At 66.6% G+C, this 13,865-nt stretch carries 11 protein-coding genes; 2 read left to right on the top strand and 9 right to left on the bottom strand.

The window, feature by feature from the left end; all coding sequences use genetic code 11:
* The first annotated feature begins 155 nt into the window (after positions 1–155).
* On the top strand, positions 156–503 hold the full coding sequence (locus KY499_RS02925) for an RNA polymerase-binding protein RbpA (protein WP_123253564.1): 348 nt from the start codon (positions 156–158) through the stop codon (positions 501–503).
* Between the two features lie 141 nt (positions 504–644).
* Here KY499_RS02925 and KY499_RS02920 read toward each other — a convergent pair whose 3' ends face one another.
* Together KY499_RS02920 and KY499_RS02915 are read right to left on the bottom strand one after the other, a co-directional pair.
* Positions 645–1,379, bottom strand: coding sequence for a polyprenol monophosphomannose synthase (locus KY499_RS02920; RefSeq protein WP_123253563.1), 735 nt, complete (start codon positions 1,377–1,379; stop codon positions 645–647).
* 434 nt (positions 1,380–1,813) lie between these two features.
* Positions 1,814–3,943: a hypothetical protein gene (locus KY499_RS02915; protein ID WP_219886158.1), complete on the bottom strand. Its 2,130-nt coding sequence runs from the start codon at positions 3,941–3,943 to the stop codon at positions 1,814–1,816.
* A gap of 161 nt (positions 3,944–4,104) precedes the next feature.
* Here KY499_RS02915 and KY499_RS02910 point away from each other — a divergent pair, with 161 nt between their 5' ends.
* Entirely contained in the window at positions 4,105–4,938 is an 834-nt protein-coding gene (locus KY499_RS02910) for an alpha/beta fold hydrolase (RefSeq protein ID WP_123253562.1), read from the top strand.
* 226 nt (positions 4,939–5,164) lie between these two features.
* Here KY499_RS02910 and KY499_RS02905 read toward each other — a convergent pair whose 3' ends face one another.
* The 7 genes from KY499_RS02905 to KY499_RS02875 all read right to left on the bottom strand — a co-directional run bounded on the left by KY499_RS02905 (position 5,165) and on the right by KY499_RS02875 (position 13,862).
* A complete protein-coding gene (locus tag KY499_RS02905; protein WP_219886157.1) occupies positions 5,165–6,832 on the bottom strand; it encodes an amidohydrolase in 1,668 nt (555 codons plus the stop codon).
* A 76-nt stretch (positions 6,833–6,908) separates the two neighbouring features.
* Positions 6,909–9,797: an RNA helicase gene (locus tag KY499_RS02900; RefSeq protein WP_123253560.1), complete on the bottom strand. Its 2,889-nt coding sequence runs from the start codon at positions 9,795–9,797 to the stop codon at positions 6,909–6,911.
* A gap of 24 nt (positions 9,798–9,821) precedes the next feature.
* Positions 9,822–10,616: a twin-arginine translocase subunit TatC gene (gene tatC, locus KY499_RS02895; RefSeq protein WP_183164360.1), complete on the bottom strand. Its 795-nt coding sequence runs from the start codon at positions 10,614–10,616 to the stop codon at positions 9,822–9,824.
* A 48-nt stretch (positions 10,617–10,664) separates the two neighbouring features.
* Complete coding sequence (gene tatA / locus KY499_RS02890; RefSeq protein ID WP_123253558.1) at positions 10,665–10,934, bottom strand: Sec-independent protein translocase subunit TatA; 270 nt, start codon at positions 10,932–10,934, stop codon at positions 10,665–10,667.
* 33 nt (positions 10,935–10,967) lie between these two features.
* Positions 10,968–11,357: a hypothetical protein gene (locus tag KY499_RS02885; RefSeq protein ID WP_123253557.1), complete on the bottom strand. Its 390-nt coding sequence runs from the start codon at positions 11,355–11,357 to the stop codon at positions 10,968–10,970.
* Positions 11,358–11,367: 10 nt separating this feature from the next.
* The gene (locus KY499_RS02880; protein ID WP_123253556.1) at positions 11,368–13,362 is read right to left on the bottom strand and encodes a YafY family protein; all 1,995 of its coding nucleotides are present in this window, start codon (positions 13,360–13,362) and stop codon (positions 11,368–11,370) included.
* A 104-nt stretch (positions 13,363–13,466) separates the two neighbouring features.
* A complete protein-coding gene (locus tag KY499_RS02875; protein WP_123253555.1) occupies positions 13,467–13,862 on the bottom strand; it encodes an FKBP-type peptidyl-prolyl cis-trans isomerase in 396 nt (131 codons plus the stop codon).
* Positions 13,863–13,865 lie beyond the last annotated feature (3 nt).

The following is a 13,865-nucleotide window of genomic DNA, read 5'->3' as shown; positions in this document are numbered from 1 at the left end:
CCGCCGGAACAAAAAGGCTTCGCAAAGCGTTATTTCAGTGCTTGTTACGAACAGAATTCCACTGGGCAGCGCAATGCAAACAGTAGTCCGGCGAGGCTCCACGGCCCCCGGCTAACGCAGGGCATAGCTCTGCGGACCGAGTAGAGGGAGAAAAGATGAGCGATCGCAGCCTGCGGGGTATGCGCCTTGGCGCACAGAGCATGGAGACCGAATCCGGTGTCGAACCGGCTCCGCGCCAGCGCGTCGAGTACCGGTGCGCGGACGGCGAGCAGGTATTCGTGACCTTCTCCTCGGAAGCGGAGATCCCGCCGGTCTGGGTTTCCAAGACGGGTAAGGAAGCCCTGCTGGTCAACGGCGAGCGTCCGGATACCAGCAACGAAAAAGCAGTGCGCACGCACTGGGACATGTTGCTGGAACGCCGGAGCCTCCCCGAGCTGGAGCAGATCCTTGAAGACCGCCTCACGATCCTGCGCGAACGCCGTGGTGAACGGCGTACGGCCTAGGCCCCGTCACAGCACCTCGAGTTCCATAAAGAGCCGGGCCCGCATTGTCTTACTGACATTGCGGGCCCGGCCCTTTTTACTGGCGTCTCGTGACGCGAGGACGCCGCCCTTGAACGGGCGGCGTCCTCGGTTGCTCTGTGGTTAGACGGCTTTCTTACCGGTCAGCTTGTTCCAGCGCGCCATGAGTCCCCACTTGGTTACGTTGATCATGGCTTCGACCACGATGTTGCCGCTCATCTTCGAGGCGCCCAATTCGCGTTCGACGAAGGTGATGGGCCGCTCCACGATGTTGAGCCCGAGTTTGGCCACGCGCCACGCCAGATCCACCTGGAAGCCATAGCCGACCGAATCGACGGTGTCGAGGTTCAGTTTCTCAAGCGTGGTGCGGCGGAAGGCGCGGAAGCCGCCGGTGACGTCCCTGATCTTGACGCCCAGCATGATGCGGGCATAGGTGCTGCCGACCCGGGAAATGGCCTGCCGGTAAAGCGGCCAGTTAACCACGCTGCCGCCAGGAACCCAGCGGGAGCCCATGGCCAGATCGGCGCCGTGCTCCACCGCGTCAAGCAGGAGCGGGAGCTGTTCGGGCTTGTGCGAGCCGTCCGCGTCCATTTCAACGAGGACGTCGTACCCCGCTTCGAGTCCCCACTTGAATCCCGCAATGTAGGCCGCCCCGAGTCCGGCTTTGCCCTGTCGGTGCAGGACGTGCACCTGGGCGTCCTCCGCTGCGATGCGGTCCGCAAGCTGGCCCGTGCCGTCGGGGCTGTTGTCATCGACAACCAGCACATCCGAGGCCGGCACAGCCGCGCGAAGGCGCCCGAGGGTCTTAGGCAACGATTCCAGCTCGTTGTAGGTCGGGATGATCGTGAGGACACGCACAGCGAGGCCTTTCCATAAGGGGAGCAGTCAAAGCGCCAGACGGACAGCAGTGACTGACATCAGGGCGCAACTTCCTATTATAGGGAGTCGCCGGGCGGGCCGGGTTCGCTGCCGTTCGGCCGGGCAGGCCCACTCGCTTCGGGCCAGTTTCGAAGCGTCTACGACAACCGCGCCGGAACCGTTTTCTGCTGCGAAGTGAACCTGCCCCCTTGGCAGACCATGGCCGGAGCCCAGGAAGCTGCCGGAATTCCGGGCATCCTCGACGGACCGTGGGGATCCGGAGTCTGCGCCGCGCGCAACGCTCCGTTGACACTCAATGCTACGGGCACGCCCGCGGCTGTCAACCGCACCTTGACCTGCCGATTTGAGTATCGTCCCAGTTCAGAGACGCCTCGGCGGGCTCAACTTTTCTCGTCCGCCGACGCCGGAAGCCTTCAGATAAGCCACGAACCGGTGACGCGTGAGTCCGGCAGGTAGACGCAGTAGGTCCCCGTCCGGATAGCCCGCTCAAGGTGCTCCCCCAGCGCCGGATCGTGGTGACGAATCCGGCTCATGGCGTGGCGGATCGCCCGGGTTACGCTGACGCGGGCGCGTTCCGACGCGGCACCGGCGCGTCGGCCACGCCCGCTGAGCCCGACAGCACGCGACAGCTCGCGGATCAGGAAGTCGCGTTCCGCCGTCGCCTGGACTACGCGTCCGCTGTCTCTCATGAGCCGCGCCTCCTCGAGGTCCTCATCGATCTCGGCAAGCCGCCGGCGGTAGGCGTTCTTGGCCTGGGCATCGAGCAGAGGACCGGCATCCCCCCATCCGGCAGGCGTCAGCTCCGGATCAGGCAAGCCGGAATGGGCCGCGGCCAGACCGGGTCCGCTCGCCACGAGGTCCAGCACGTGGAATTCCCGGCCTTGATGCGCGAGGAGCCGCGCGAGATAGTGCAGGCCTTTCAGGTCACGCAGCGCAACAGTGTGTTCCTCGAACGAGATGAACCAGTAATCGCCCTCCTGACGAAACGCGTTGGTGTCGCGCTGGCGGTCACCGGGCGCACGGGTCCCCACCGATGACGCCGACGCCGGCCCTGAAAGGATGCCGGCCGGTAGCTTCCGGCCGGCCCCCGCGGCGTGCGCGATGCGGTCCGTCTGGCGCCCGGCTCCCAGGTCTTCGAAAGCGGCGCCGGCTGCCGTCAGCTCCACGCGGGCAGCGGCTTCATCCCCCGCAGCTCGATGCGCGTGTGCAAGCCCGGTGCGCGCCAACGCGACCTCGTAGGGAGCCCCCACGAGGCTCCACAGCTGGACGGCGGTCTGAAACGCATGCCGGGCATCGGCCACCTCACCGGCTGCCACCCGGACCCGCCCCTCTGCCATTGCCGCACTGGCCGCCAGCGCCCTGCTCTCGAAACATGCGGCCACCCGGGCAAGTTCGTCGGCCGCGTCGCGGGCAGCGACGAGGTCTCCGGCCGCCACCTCGATCTCGACCCGCGCGGCCAGTAATGGAGCACGGCGCAGGTCGGTGTTCGGCGGCACTTCTTTGGAAGGGACGGTCAGTGGATGTTCGAGCGCGTCTCGGATGGATGCTGCCGCCAAAGCCACGTCGCCCTGTGCCAGTCGCACCAGGGAGAGACCCGGCTCCGGATCCCACCCGGACTGCCGGGCTGCCAGGAACGCCTCCTCCGCACCACGCAGATTGCCCATCTGGAACCTTACCCGGCCCAACTCGGTGAGAGGCCACCCGAACTCACGTCGGAGGTAAGGCCGGAGCTCCGCGCAGGCCGCCAGGGCCACCCGCTCCGCCTCGGCGAACGCCCCCCGCAGCCGGAGGATCTCGGCACGGTGGACGCGGCAGCGCCCGTGGATGCTGCCGATACCGTTGCCTTGGCGCCACCGCTCCATGGCCTCTGTCCACTCTTCTGCAAGGTCGTACTGAGCGAGCCCCTGGAGCATGCACACCAGCTCGCAATAGAGCATTCCCGTTGATATGGCATCGAGTTCCCCGGAGATGGTGGCCACCGCTGCTTCGTTGACGAGTTCGAGGCCCCGGCGGACGTCGCCCTCCAAGATCACGGCATGCGCCTCTGCCACCCTGCCGATGGCGGCCGCGGCCGGGTTGCAGGTCGATCCCACCGCTACGGCTCGGCTGGCCCAATCGTGGGCGGCGCGGACGTCTCCCATCATCAGACGCTCGTAGCTTTTGATGACCGCCAGCCACGCGTGGATCGGCGTCCCGTCATGCCCTACGAGGAGCCGCTCTGCCCGCTTGACCCACCCACGGATCGGCGCCATCAGCGCAGTGTCCATCAGCAGGTGCAGGGCCACTCGAGCCGCCGCGCCGGCGGCCGTGATGGGATCACCGAGGCGAACTGCCTCCGCGTGCGCACGCTCCCACGCCTCGATCGTCACGTCGAGATGACCGGCGGCGTAGGCGACCTCGGCCAGAAACCCCAGGTCGTCCACTGAAAGCCGGACGCTCGCGTCCGTGCCGGTGAGCAGGTCGTACGCCCGCGACCAGTCGCCGCTCGAGGCTGCCCCGCGCGCCTGCTCCACCAGCGCCGCTTCGGGTGCGTCGTACATCACTCACCGATCCGCAGGCCTGCCCGCTCCGACCCGGCCCCGGCGTAACACCGGGGGTTACCCAGGTAACAGTCTTCCTCACGCATACGGGTTTACCAAGCCCGATCCCCGGCCACGGGACACGTCCAGAGCTGGGAGACGGGTCAATCACAGGGAGTTTCACAATGAACGCGAACGTGACGAAGCTGCGCCCATCAGGCACGGCGCAGACGAACGGGCAGGTCTTGTATTACGAGGTCCACGGTCAAGGGCCGTCGCTCGTTTTGGTCATGGGGATCGGGTACGACTCGTCGCTCTGGACGCTGGCGCAGGTCCCGTCCCTTTCCACACAGTTCCGGGTGGTCCTGGTCGACAACCGCGACGCCGGCCGCAGCTCGAAAGCCAGCCACCCGTACAGCATTGCAGACATGGCAGATGACCTCGCCGGTCTACTCGACGCGCTGGGGATTCAGCGGACCCACCTGTTGGGGCTGTCCATGGGCGGGATGATCGCCGTGGAGTTCGCCCTGCGACACGCGGGCCGGCTGGATCGGCTGGTACTTGCCGGGACGGGAGCAGCGCCGGCGCGGAACGCCGTCGATCCAATCCAAATCTGGAGCTGGGTCAAGGCAAATGACGCGACCGGGAAAGTGTTTGGCGGCCAGCAGCTCGCGTCGCTGTTCTCCACGGCCTTCCTTCGAAACCACGAGGCAGTACAGGACACCACCGCGCTGCTGGCCAGCAATCCAAACCCGATGAGTCCCGAGGCGTACGGACGCCAGGCAGATGCCTACCTGCATTTCGATGCCCTCAGCCGGCTGGGCGCCATCACGGCCCCGACCCTTGTCGTCGTCGGTGAGCAGGACCTGATCACCCCACCCTGGATAGCGCGCGAGGTTGCCGACGCGATCCCCGGCGCACGGTTTGAGGTCATCCGAGGCGACGGGTCCTCGCATGTGGTGCCGATCGAGCGCCCCGACGACTTCAACCGCCTCGTTTCGGAGTTCCTCACCGAGTGACCCCACCGGCGCACGCCTCTATCGGCCAACCACGCATTTCACCGCGCGCCTTCAACCCGGCACGCGGGCTCGAGGGGTTGCCAACAACAGGAGTCAGGAATCGTTACAACGACGGTGGTGGCTGTTCAGGGAGCAGGTGAAGCCTTAATCCAGGAGCGGGGCCGGGACGGGCCCTGCTCCGCCTATAGTGCAGCAGGGCTAGTGCAGCAGGGCCCGGCACCAGGCATCAAGCGCCGAGGGTTCCGTTGGTAAAGAGGACCCGGCCGTCCCGCACGGTCTGCAGGCACACCGGGTCACTGCCGGTGTCCAGTGCCGGCAGCAGCGGCGTCCGGGCGCGCGGATCCGTGCTCCAGGACTGCACCCTGCCGTCGGAGACCTGGACCATCAGTTCGTCAACCTCCCACACAGCGAAGCTCGCCGGGGCGCCGGGGACGAGTTGACCGGCCATCGGGTTCCGGTAGCGGGCCGCACGCCACCCGGCGCGGGTGTGTCCGAGGAATGCGGCCCGGGCGGAGATTTGCTCGGCGGGGTTGGTGTGCTGCAGGCACGCCCGCACACTGTCCCATGGCCGGAGCGGGGTGACCGGGCTGTCGCTGCCGAAACAGATCGGCACACCGGCGGAGTAATAGGAGCCGAACGGATTCATGCCGAGCTGGCGCTGGCCGAGGCGCTGCTTATAGAGGCTGGAGTCTCCGCCCCACAGTGCGTCGAAGCCGGGCTGGGCACTGACCGTCACGGAATACCGTGCCAGCCGGCTGATGGCGTCCGCGTCGGCGATTTCAACATGCTCGAAGCGGTGGCCCGCGGCGCGGATCCGCTGCTCCCCCACCTCGGCCGCTGCCTGGTCAAGGGCTTCGAGGGCCGCGTCGAGCCCCGCATCGCCGATAACGTGGAAGCCTGCCTGGATGCCCAGCAGCGAACATGCCGCCAGATGCGCTGCCGCCGCAGCAACCGTCAGGTACTGGCTGCCGCGTTCTCCGGGCGCGTCGCTGTAGTCCGACCGCAGCGAGGCGGTGCGTGAACCGATCGACCCGTCAATATTCAGATCCCCGGCAAGGCCGAGCACAGGAACGCCGAGGCCGTCGAGGATGGACTGGGCGTGTTCAACGGATGAAGCCAGCTGACCCCAGTAGGGCAGGACTTCGGGAACTGCTCCCGCCGGGGCAGCATCCGCCGGATTGCTCGTGGTGTTCCAGCCGGCGGCCAACCGGAGATCCTCGACGCTGCCAATATGCGGTGCCGCCATCTCGGCGACGGCCACGTAGCCGTTGGCAGCTGCCTCAGCCAGGGCACGCTGCTGATAGCCGCGCAGCCGGTCGGCGGGCAACTGCCGCGCCGCCCGGCGGGCCGCCGTATGGGCGTCGCGTTTGACCTGGCTGCCGGCGGCAAAGCCATCGAGTCCGCCGAGCCCGGCAGCTGACGCCAGCGACGAGGACACGAGAGATGAGTGCACGTCCACGCGGGACAGATAGACCTGGCGGCCCCCCGCGGCCCGCTCCAGTTCTTCCCGCGTGGGGAGCGCCGGATTGGCCCAGAGCGTTTCGTCCCAGCCGTGGCCCAGCACGGTGCCCTCGCCGGCGGCCGCGGCGACGGCGTCGAGGAGTTCCGCAGCGGAGCGGATCCCACCGAGCTGCAGCCCGTCCAGGGCGATGCCGGTTTCGGTGAGGTGGACGTGGGAATCGACGAACCCCGGGGCGACCAGTGTGCCGTGGAGATCAATCACGTCCATGGAGGAATCGGCAATGGACGAGGCCGCCTGTTCGGAGCCGACCCAGGCAACGGTGTCGCCGTCCACCAGCATGGCTGTCGCAAACGGATCGGCGGCCGTGTACACGGAGCCGTTGCGGTACAGCGAAACCTTGCGGGGGGTGGGGACGGCCGGTGTGTCGGGCATGGCGCGGGAACTCCTGTTGGCTGGTGGCGTGCTGGACGCCGGTGCTGCGGACGGTATGGTTGGCGGCGGACGGGAACTAGGCCACGGAGGAATAAGCGACGACGCCGCGCTTGATCAGCGCGATGGCATCCCGGCACAGCCGGGCGACGCGGGGATCCAGCTCCGGGATCTTGGCCAGCTGGTCGAGCAGGTCAATCACCTGTTTCACCCAGCGGACAAAATCTCCCGCGGCGAGGTCCGTGCCGCTGAGGACATCTTGGAGGTGCCGGCCTCTGGCCCACTTGTAGATAGGCCAGACGAGGCCGAGCTCAGGCTCGCCGGTCAGCGGCAGCTTGCTGGCCTCCTCGAGGTCCTCCAGGGCGGACCATTCTCGCACCACGGTGTCTACGGCGGATTCCAGCGCGATGCTGGGCATTTTCGGACGCAGTCCGCGGTCCTCCCGTTTGGCCTGGTAGACCAGAACGCTGGCCAGCGACGCCACTTCGGCAGCGTCCAGATCGTTGAACGCGCCCAACCGAAGGGATTGGGAAATGAGCAGGTCCTTCTCGCCGTAGATCCGCCGAAGGCGCTGTCCGTCCCGGCTGATCGACAGAACCCCGGAATCCGAGGTTTCCAGATACCCGTAGCTGGAGAGGAGCCCGCAGACCCGGTCGAAGGTTTTCGCTATGGTGTTGGTCCGGCCCTGGATCTGGCGCACCAGCCCGTCCGTCTCCTGCCGGAGCTTCCACCAGCGTTCGGACCACCGCGCGTGGTCCTCCCGTTCGCTGCACCCGTGGCAGGGGTGTGACCGGAGCTCCCGGCGCAGTTCGGTGATCCGCTTCTCCTGGTTGGGCTGGGCGGCGGCGCGGCCGAAGTCCTCATCCCGGCTCGGCGGTGCGGGAGGCCGGTGGTCCCGGATAGCGTTCCGGACCGAGGAAGCGAGGTCCCGGCGGGACTTGGGGATCTTGGCGTTGAAGGACTTCGGGATCCTGATCCGGGTAATCGGGGACAGCGGCCCCTCGACGTCGGGCAGCCCGATCCGGCGGAGCTGGTTGTCAAGGGTCATCACGGCCGGGCGTGGCTCGCGGGAGTGGTGGTCGGAACTGAGGACAACAGCGAGTCCCGGAGCCCGCCCCGAAGGAACATCCACCACGTCGCCAGGCAGCAGTCGGCTGAGCGAGTCTTCGGTCAGCGATTTCCTGGCCCGGGAGGTTACCTGCGAGGCGTTCTTTTCCGCATCGGACAGGGCACGCCGCAGCCGGGCATATTCGGTAAAGTCGCCCAGATGGCAGGTCATCGCCTTGCTGAATCCGGCCAGGGACTCCTCCCGGCCGCGGACTTGTTTGGCCAGCCCGACGACGGAACGGTCGGCCTGGAACTGGGCGAAGGAAGACTCCAGGATTTCCCGTGCCCGGGCGCGGCCGAACTGCGCCACCAGGTTGATGGACATGTTGTAAGTGGGCCGGAAGCTGGAATTCAGCGGGTACGTACGGCGCGAGGCGAGGCCCGCGACGGCCGCCGGGTCAGTGCCGGGTTGCCACAGCACTACGGCGTGCCCTTCAACGTCGATCCCGCGGCGTCCGGCCCGCCCGGTCAGCTGGGTGTACTCCCCCGCCGTGATATTGACGTGTGCCTCACCGTTGAATTTGTCCAGCTTCTCCAGTACGACGCACCGGGCCGGCATGTTGACACCGAGGGCGAGGGTTTCGGTGGCAAAAACAGCCTTCACCAGACCGTCGACGAAGAGCTTTTCCACGACCTCCTTGAAGGTCGGCAGCATGCCGGCATGGTGCGCGGCGAGACCCCGGACCAGCCCGTCCCGCCAGCTCCAGAATCCCAGGACGTCAAGATCCTCGGAGGGCACATCCTGGGCGGCCTCATCCACACGCTGCGCGATCATCAGCTGCTCACGTTCCGTGGTCAGCCACAGGCCCGCGGAGACACACTGGGCGACGGCGGCGTCGCAGCCGGCGCGGGAGAAGATGAAAGTGATCGCGGGCAGCAGGTCCTGCCGGTCCAGGCTGGCGATGACCTGGGGACGACTCGCCTTGCGGACCGGACTCCGGGGCCCGCCCTGCGGCTCGTCACGCGGACGCTGCTGCTGCCTGCGGGTATTCCGGCCGCCGTGGCCGAAGCGGCCGCGGAAGTTCATCTGGCTCTCTGCACGTGCCATCGACAGAAGTTCGGGGTTGACCTCGTAGCCGGGCCGGTCGACGTCGGCTGCCACGGCTTTCCCGGGAACGGTCTCCCCGGCCTCGCCGGCGGGGGCGATTTCGTCAAACGTTGTGTCTCCGGCGAAGAGATCGACGATCTTACGGCCCACCATTACGTGCTGCCACAGCGGGACCGGACGGTGTTCGGAGACAATCACGTCGGTTTGCCCGCGGACGGTGTCCAGCCACGCGCCGAACTCCTCGGCGTTGGAGACGGTCGCGCTCAGGGAGGCCACCTGGACCTCGCTGGGGAGGTGGATGATCACTTCTTCCCAGACCGCCCCGCGGAACCGGTCCGCCAGGTAGTGGACTTCGTCCATCACCACGAAGCCAAGGTCATCGAGCGTGTCGGAGTCCGCGTAGAGCATGTTCCGGAGCACTTCGGTGGTCATGACGACGACGGGCGCTTCGCCGTTGATGCTGGTGTCGCCCGTGAGCAGGCCCACCTGCGCGGCCCCGTACTTCGCTGCAAGCTCGGCGTACTTCTGGTTGCTGAGGGCCTTGATCGGGGTGGTGTAGAAGGCCTTAAGGCCGCGCTGGAGCGCCAAATAGATGGCGAACTCCCCCACGATTGTCTTGCCGGCGCCGGTGGGGGCCGCTACGAGAACGCCACGCCCCGCTTGCAAGGACAGGCAGGACTCGCGCTGGAAGTCGTCGAGTTCGAAGTCAAGCGAACGGATGAATCCGCCCAAATACGTTTTGGCTTCGGCGGCGCGCTCGGCGTTGGCCCGGTAGCGTTCGGACGGCGACTCCGGACTTGGTTGTGACGACATGCTTCCAGCCTAGTGCGCTGGGCCCTAGAGATTTCCCAGTTCAGTACCGGGAGTTCCGATGTCTGCGGTTGCTTCGGTTTCGGCGGCGCGCTTAACGGCCCGGCGTTCGCGACGGCGGTCGTTGAGCAGGCACAGCCCGATCGCGCCAAAGAACAGCAGCAGCATGGGTCCGGCCAGGTAGAACATGCTCATGGCGTCGGCGCCGGGCGCTGCCATGGCCGCAAACAGGCAGACCAGGAAAACGGTAATGCGCCAGCTCTTCACGAGCTGCTTGCCCTTGATGATTCCGGCCAGGTTCAGCCCAAACAGGACCACCGGGAGCAGGAACGCGATACCAAAAGCCAGCAACAGCCGGAGCACGAAGGACAGGTAGACCTGGGCGCTGATGAAATTGGAACCGCCGGACGGGGTGAAATCGGTCAGGACCCGGACCGCATTCGGCAGGACGAGCCAGGCCAGGAGCACCCCGCCGATGAACAACGGCACGGCGGCGGCCACAAAGGACAGGGCGAGCCGGCGTTCTTTTTTATGCAGGCCGGGAACAATAAACGCCCACAGCTGGTAGAGCCAGACGGGACTCGCGACGAGCAGGCCAAGGAAGACCGAGACCTGGATCATGAGGTCGAACGAGCTCGCCACACCGTCAAAGTTCAGGGTCGCCTGCCGGCCCTCGTTTTCATTGAGGTCACGGATGGGTTTGATCAGTGCCGCGAGCATCGGCTGGTAGACGATGAATCCCACTGCCGTACCGACCACAACGGCGATGGCTGACTTAAACAGCCGGTTCCGGAGTTCCTTGAAGTGGTCAAGGAGCGCCATCCGACCTTCAGGATTGGATCGGCGGCTCATGGATACTGCCATGCGGTCTTAAGCGCGGGTCGACGGCGGCGCTTCGTTACCGTCGCCTGTCCGGTTCTCCGGCCGATTGGCCTGCGGGTGGTTCACGACCCGGCCTTCGACGGCGTCGGGATCGGCGGGCGTCTCGGCGCTGCCGTCCTTCTTCATCTCGCGGACTTCCGACTTGAAAATTCGCATCGACTGTCCCAGGCTTCGGGCCATTCCGGGGAGCTTCGGGGCTGCAAAGAGCACCAGAGCCAGAACGATGATGATGATGAGATGCCAGCCTTCAAGCCTCATGATGAGGTCCTTTCGTTTAAGTACATCCTACGTCTAACTGAAATCGGTGTCGCGCAGGGACTGCGGCTGGCCGCGGTCCCTCTTGCGCTGGATCCGGCGCAAACGTCGGTCTTCCCGGCGTGCTTGTTTGGACGCCCGGTAATCATGCCGCATCTGCTCCGGCAGGGCAAAAACGGCGGTACCGGGGGCCGGCTTGATGACGTCCTGCCCGGCGCCGTGAACCTCACCGGCTGAGACCGGGGCATCCGCCGCCGGGCCGGACACCGGTACGTGCGCAGGGCGGGAGAAGCGATCCCCGGCCTCGCCAAGTTCCTTGACCGTCGTCATGAACTGCCGGAACAGCCGTACACCGAGCACAACAAAAAACAACAGTGACAGCGAGACAAGCGCTATCCAGATCAGTATCCAGGACCACCAAGGCATGCTGAGTAGTCTAACCGGGGTAGCGCGCCAGGGCTGCGTCGAGCCACTCCCGGGCGGCGGTGGCGACGGCCTCGGGCTGCAGGATCCGCACCATGCCGCCATGCTGGGCGGCAAACATGGGCAGCCAGTGTGTGTTGCCGAACCGGATTTCGGCCAGCATGCCGCCGTGTGGCAGCGGCGCGGTCCGTTCGGCGTAGTAGTCGTCCGCCAGGCCGGTGCCACGGCGGTCCAGCTCGACGACCACCAGGGTGTCGTCGTCGTTCGGGGTGAACAGTTTGGCGGGCACCGCGTCTGAGGGCAGCGCCCTGCCGGAGACCGGGAGTCCGGTCGGCACGAGAGTCTCGATGCGGTCGAGCCGGAAGTTGCGCAGCCCTCCGGCGGAGTGGCAGTACGCCTCCAGATACCAGGTGCTGTCGAGGGAGTAGAGCCGCAGGGGGTCCACGTCACGGTCCGAGACGAAGTCCCGCTGCGCGGAGAAGTACTTCAGGTTCAGTTGCGTGCCGGTCCGGATGGCATCACGGGCCGTCGCCAGCGTCGCGGAGTCCTCCGGTCCCAGGTCCGGGACGGACAGTGAGGCAGCTTTGAGGCCGGCTTCCCCGGCCGCGGCCATGAGCTTGAGCGTCACCGATTCAAGGGCGCTGCCCTCGGCCAGCTCCGGAAGGCCGTTGAGGGTGTCCAGACCGGTCAGCAGGGCGCAGGCCTCCTCGACGGTGAAGCGGACAGGCCGGTTCAGATCGAGGTCCTGGATGATAAACACATAGTCGTCCTCCCACTGGATGTCCAGCAGGTCATCCGGGTAGCCCTCCGGCAGCCCGGAGCAGATAAGGATCCGCAAGTCCTCCTCGAGCTCCTTACGGGCTATCCCGAACCGTGCGGCGACGTCGCTGATGTGCAGGCCCTGGTTGTGCACGAGGAACGGAACCAGTTGCAGCATCCGCTTGAGCTGGTGCTCCGACGTGCGCTGGTGCGTGCGCTTGGCCGGGCCTGCCTTTGGAAAGGTGATGTCCGGGGCGGGGGTCGCGGCGAAGTCCGACGCCGCCCGGAGACGCCGTCGCACGGCAGCAACGAGGTCCGGTGGTGAAACCACGACGGCGCGGGGTCCGTAGGAGGCGAGTTCCTCGCCGAAGGTTTCAGCATCCCGGAAGGACAGGGTGAGCCGGTCCCACCCCCGCGACGGCGCTCCGGCAGGAGTGACCTGGGCTGAGGGGCCGGCCGCGGCCCGCTTACGCAGCTGCAGGATCCTGCCGTCCTCGACATCCACGACGGCGGTCCGGACCGGCAGCTCCTGAAGCCCGGAGAGTTCGGACCGGACGTTGAAGCCGGGCGGCGTCGTGAAGGACTCCTGGTCCAGTGTGGTCACCGCAGAGGTGATCCGTGAGAGCCGGAAAAAACGCTTGGCATCCCGGCCGCGGTCCTGGCCCACGAGGTACCACTGGCCGAAACGGCTGCCGAGGCCCCAAGGCTCGACGGACCGCTCTTCTTCGTGCCCGGTGGTCCCGGCCAGGTAGCTGAACCGTACGGGGCGTTGCGCGTGCATGGCGGCCACCAGGTCTTCGAAGGCCTGCCCGGCGGGCCGGAGCCGCGGCTGGATTCCGGCAGGTAGCTCGGTGTCGCGCAGACCACCGGCTGCCTGCAGCTTGCGGACGGCGTCCAGTGCCGCGGAACCGAGAGCTGCCTGCTCCCAAAGCTGGGCCGCGAGGATCAGGACGGTGCACTCTTCCGGGGTCAGGCTCACGTCCGGCAGCCGGTTTGACTCCTTGCCGATCCGGTACCTCGTAGTGGCGGGATCATCCGAGCCCCAGCCCTGGTCCAGGACCGTCTCGACCTCGAACCCGAATTGCCGCAGTTCTGTCTTGTCGCGTTCAAACATCCGGCCGAAGGCAACATCGCTGCTGGTGGTGTCGTGGTAGACCTTGGCGCGCAATTCGCTGCGGCGGAGCCCGTACTTGGTGTTGAGCAGCGCGATGAGCAGGTTCAGGAGGCGTTCTGTACGTGAGGCGGACACCTCGCAAGGCTACTAAACGTTGTGGCCGGAAAATGACGAAAGCGCGGTAACAACCGGAAGAACTTCTCCGATTGCTACCGCGCTTCGTGTCAGCTGCGGACGTCCTAGCGGACCGCGACGAGATCCACAACAAAGATCAGGGCCTCGTTGGGGCCGATGGCCCCGCCGGCGCCCCGGGATCCATAAGCCAGTTCGGAGGGGATTTCCAACCGGCGGCGGCCGCCGACCTTCATGCCCAACAGGCCCTGGTCCCAGCCCTGGATAACCTGTCCGACGCCGACACGGAAGTCCAGCGGTGCGCCGCGGCCCCACGAGGCATCGAATTCTGCGCCCGTGGACCAGGCCACGCCGACGTAGTGGGTGGAGACGGTGTCGCCGGCCTTGGCCTCGGCGCCGTCACCCTCAATCAGGTCCGTGATGACCAGTTCCGTGGGGACGTCGCCGGCGGGGAAGTCAATCTCGGGCTTGCTGCGGTCAAGATCTCGCTGTCCAAATGACATGGT

The sequence above is a fragment of the Arthrobacter sp. PAMC25284 genome (genome assembly GCF_019443425.1).
In the GTDB taxonomy this organism is placed as follows: Bacteria; Actinomycetota; Actinomycetes; order Actinomycetales; family Micrococcaceae; genus Arthrobacter; species Arthrobacter oryzae_A.
Note: the sequence above shows the minus strand (reverse complement) of the source record. Positions and strands in the feature narration are given on the sequence as shown.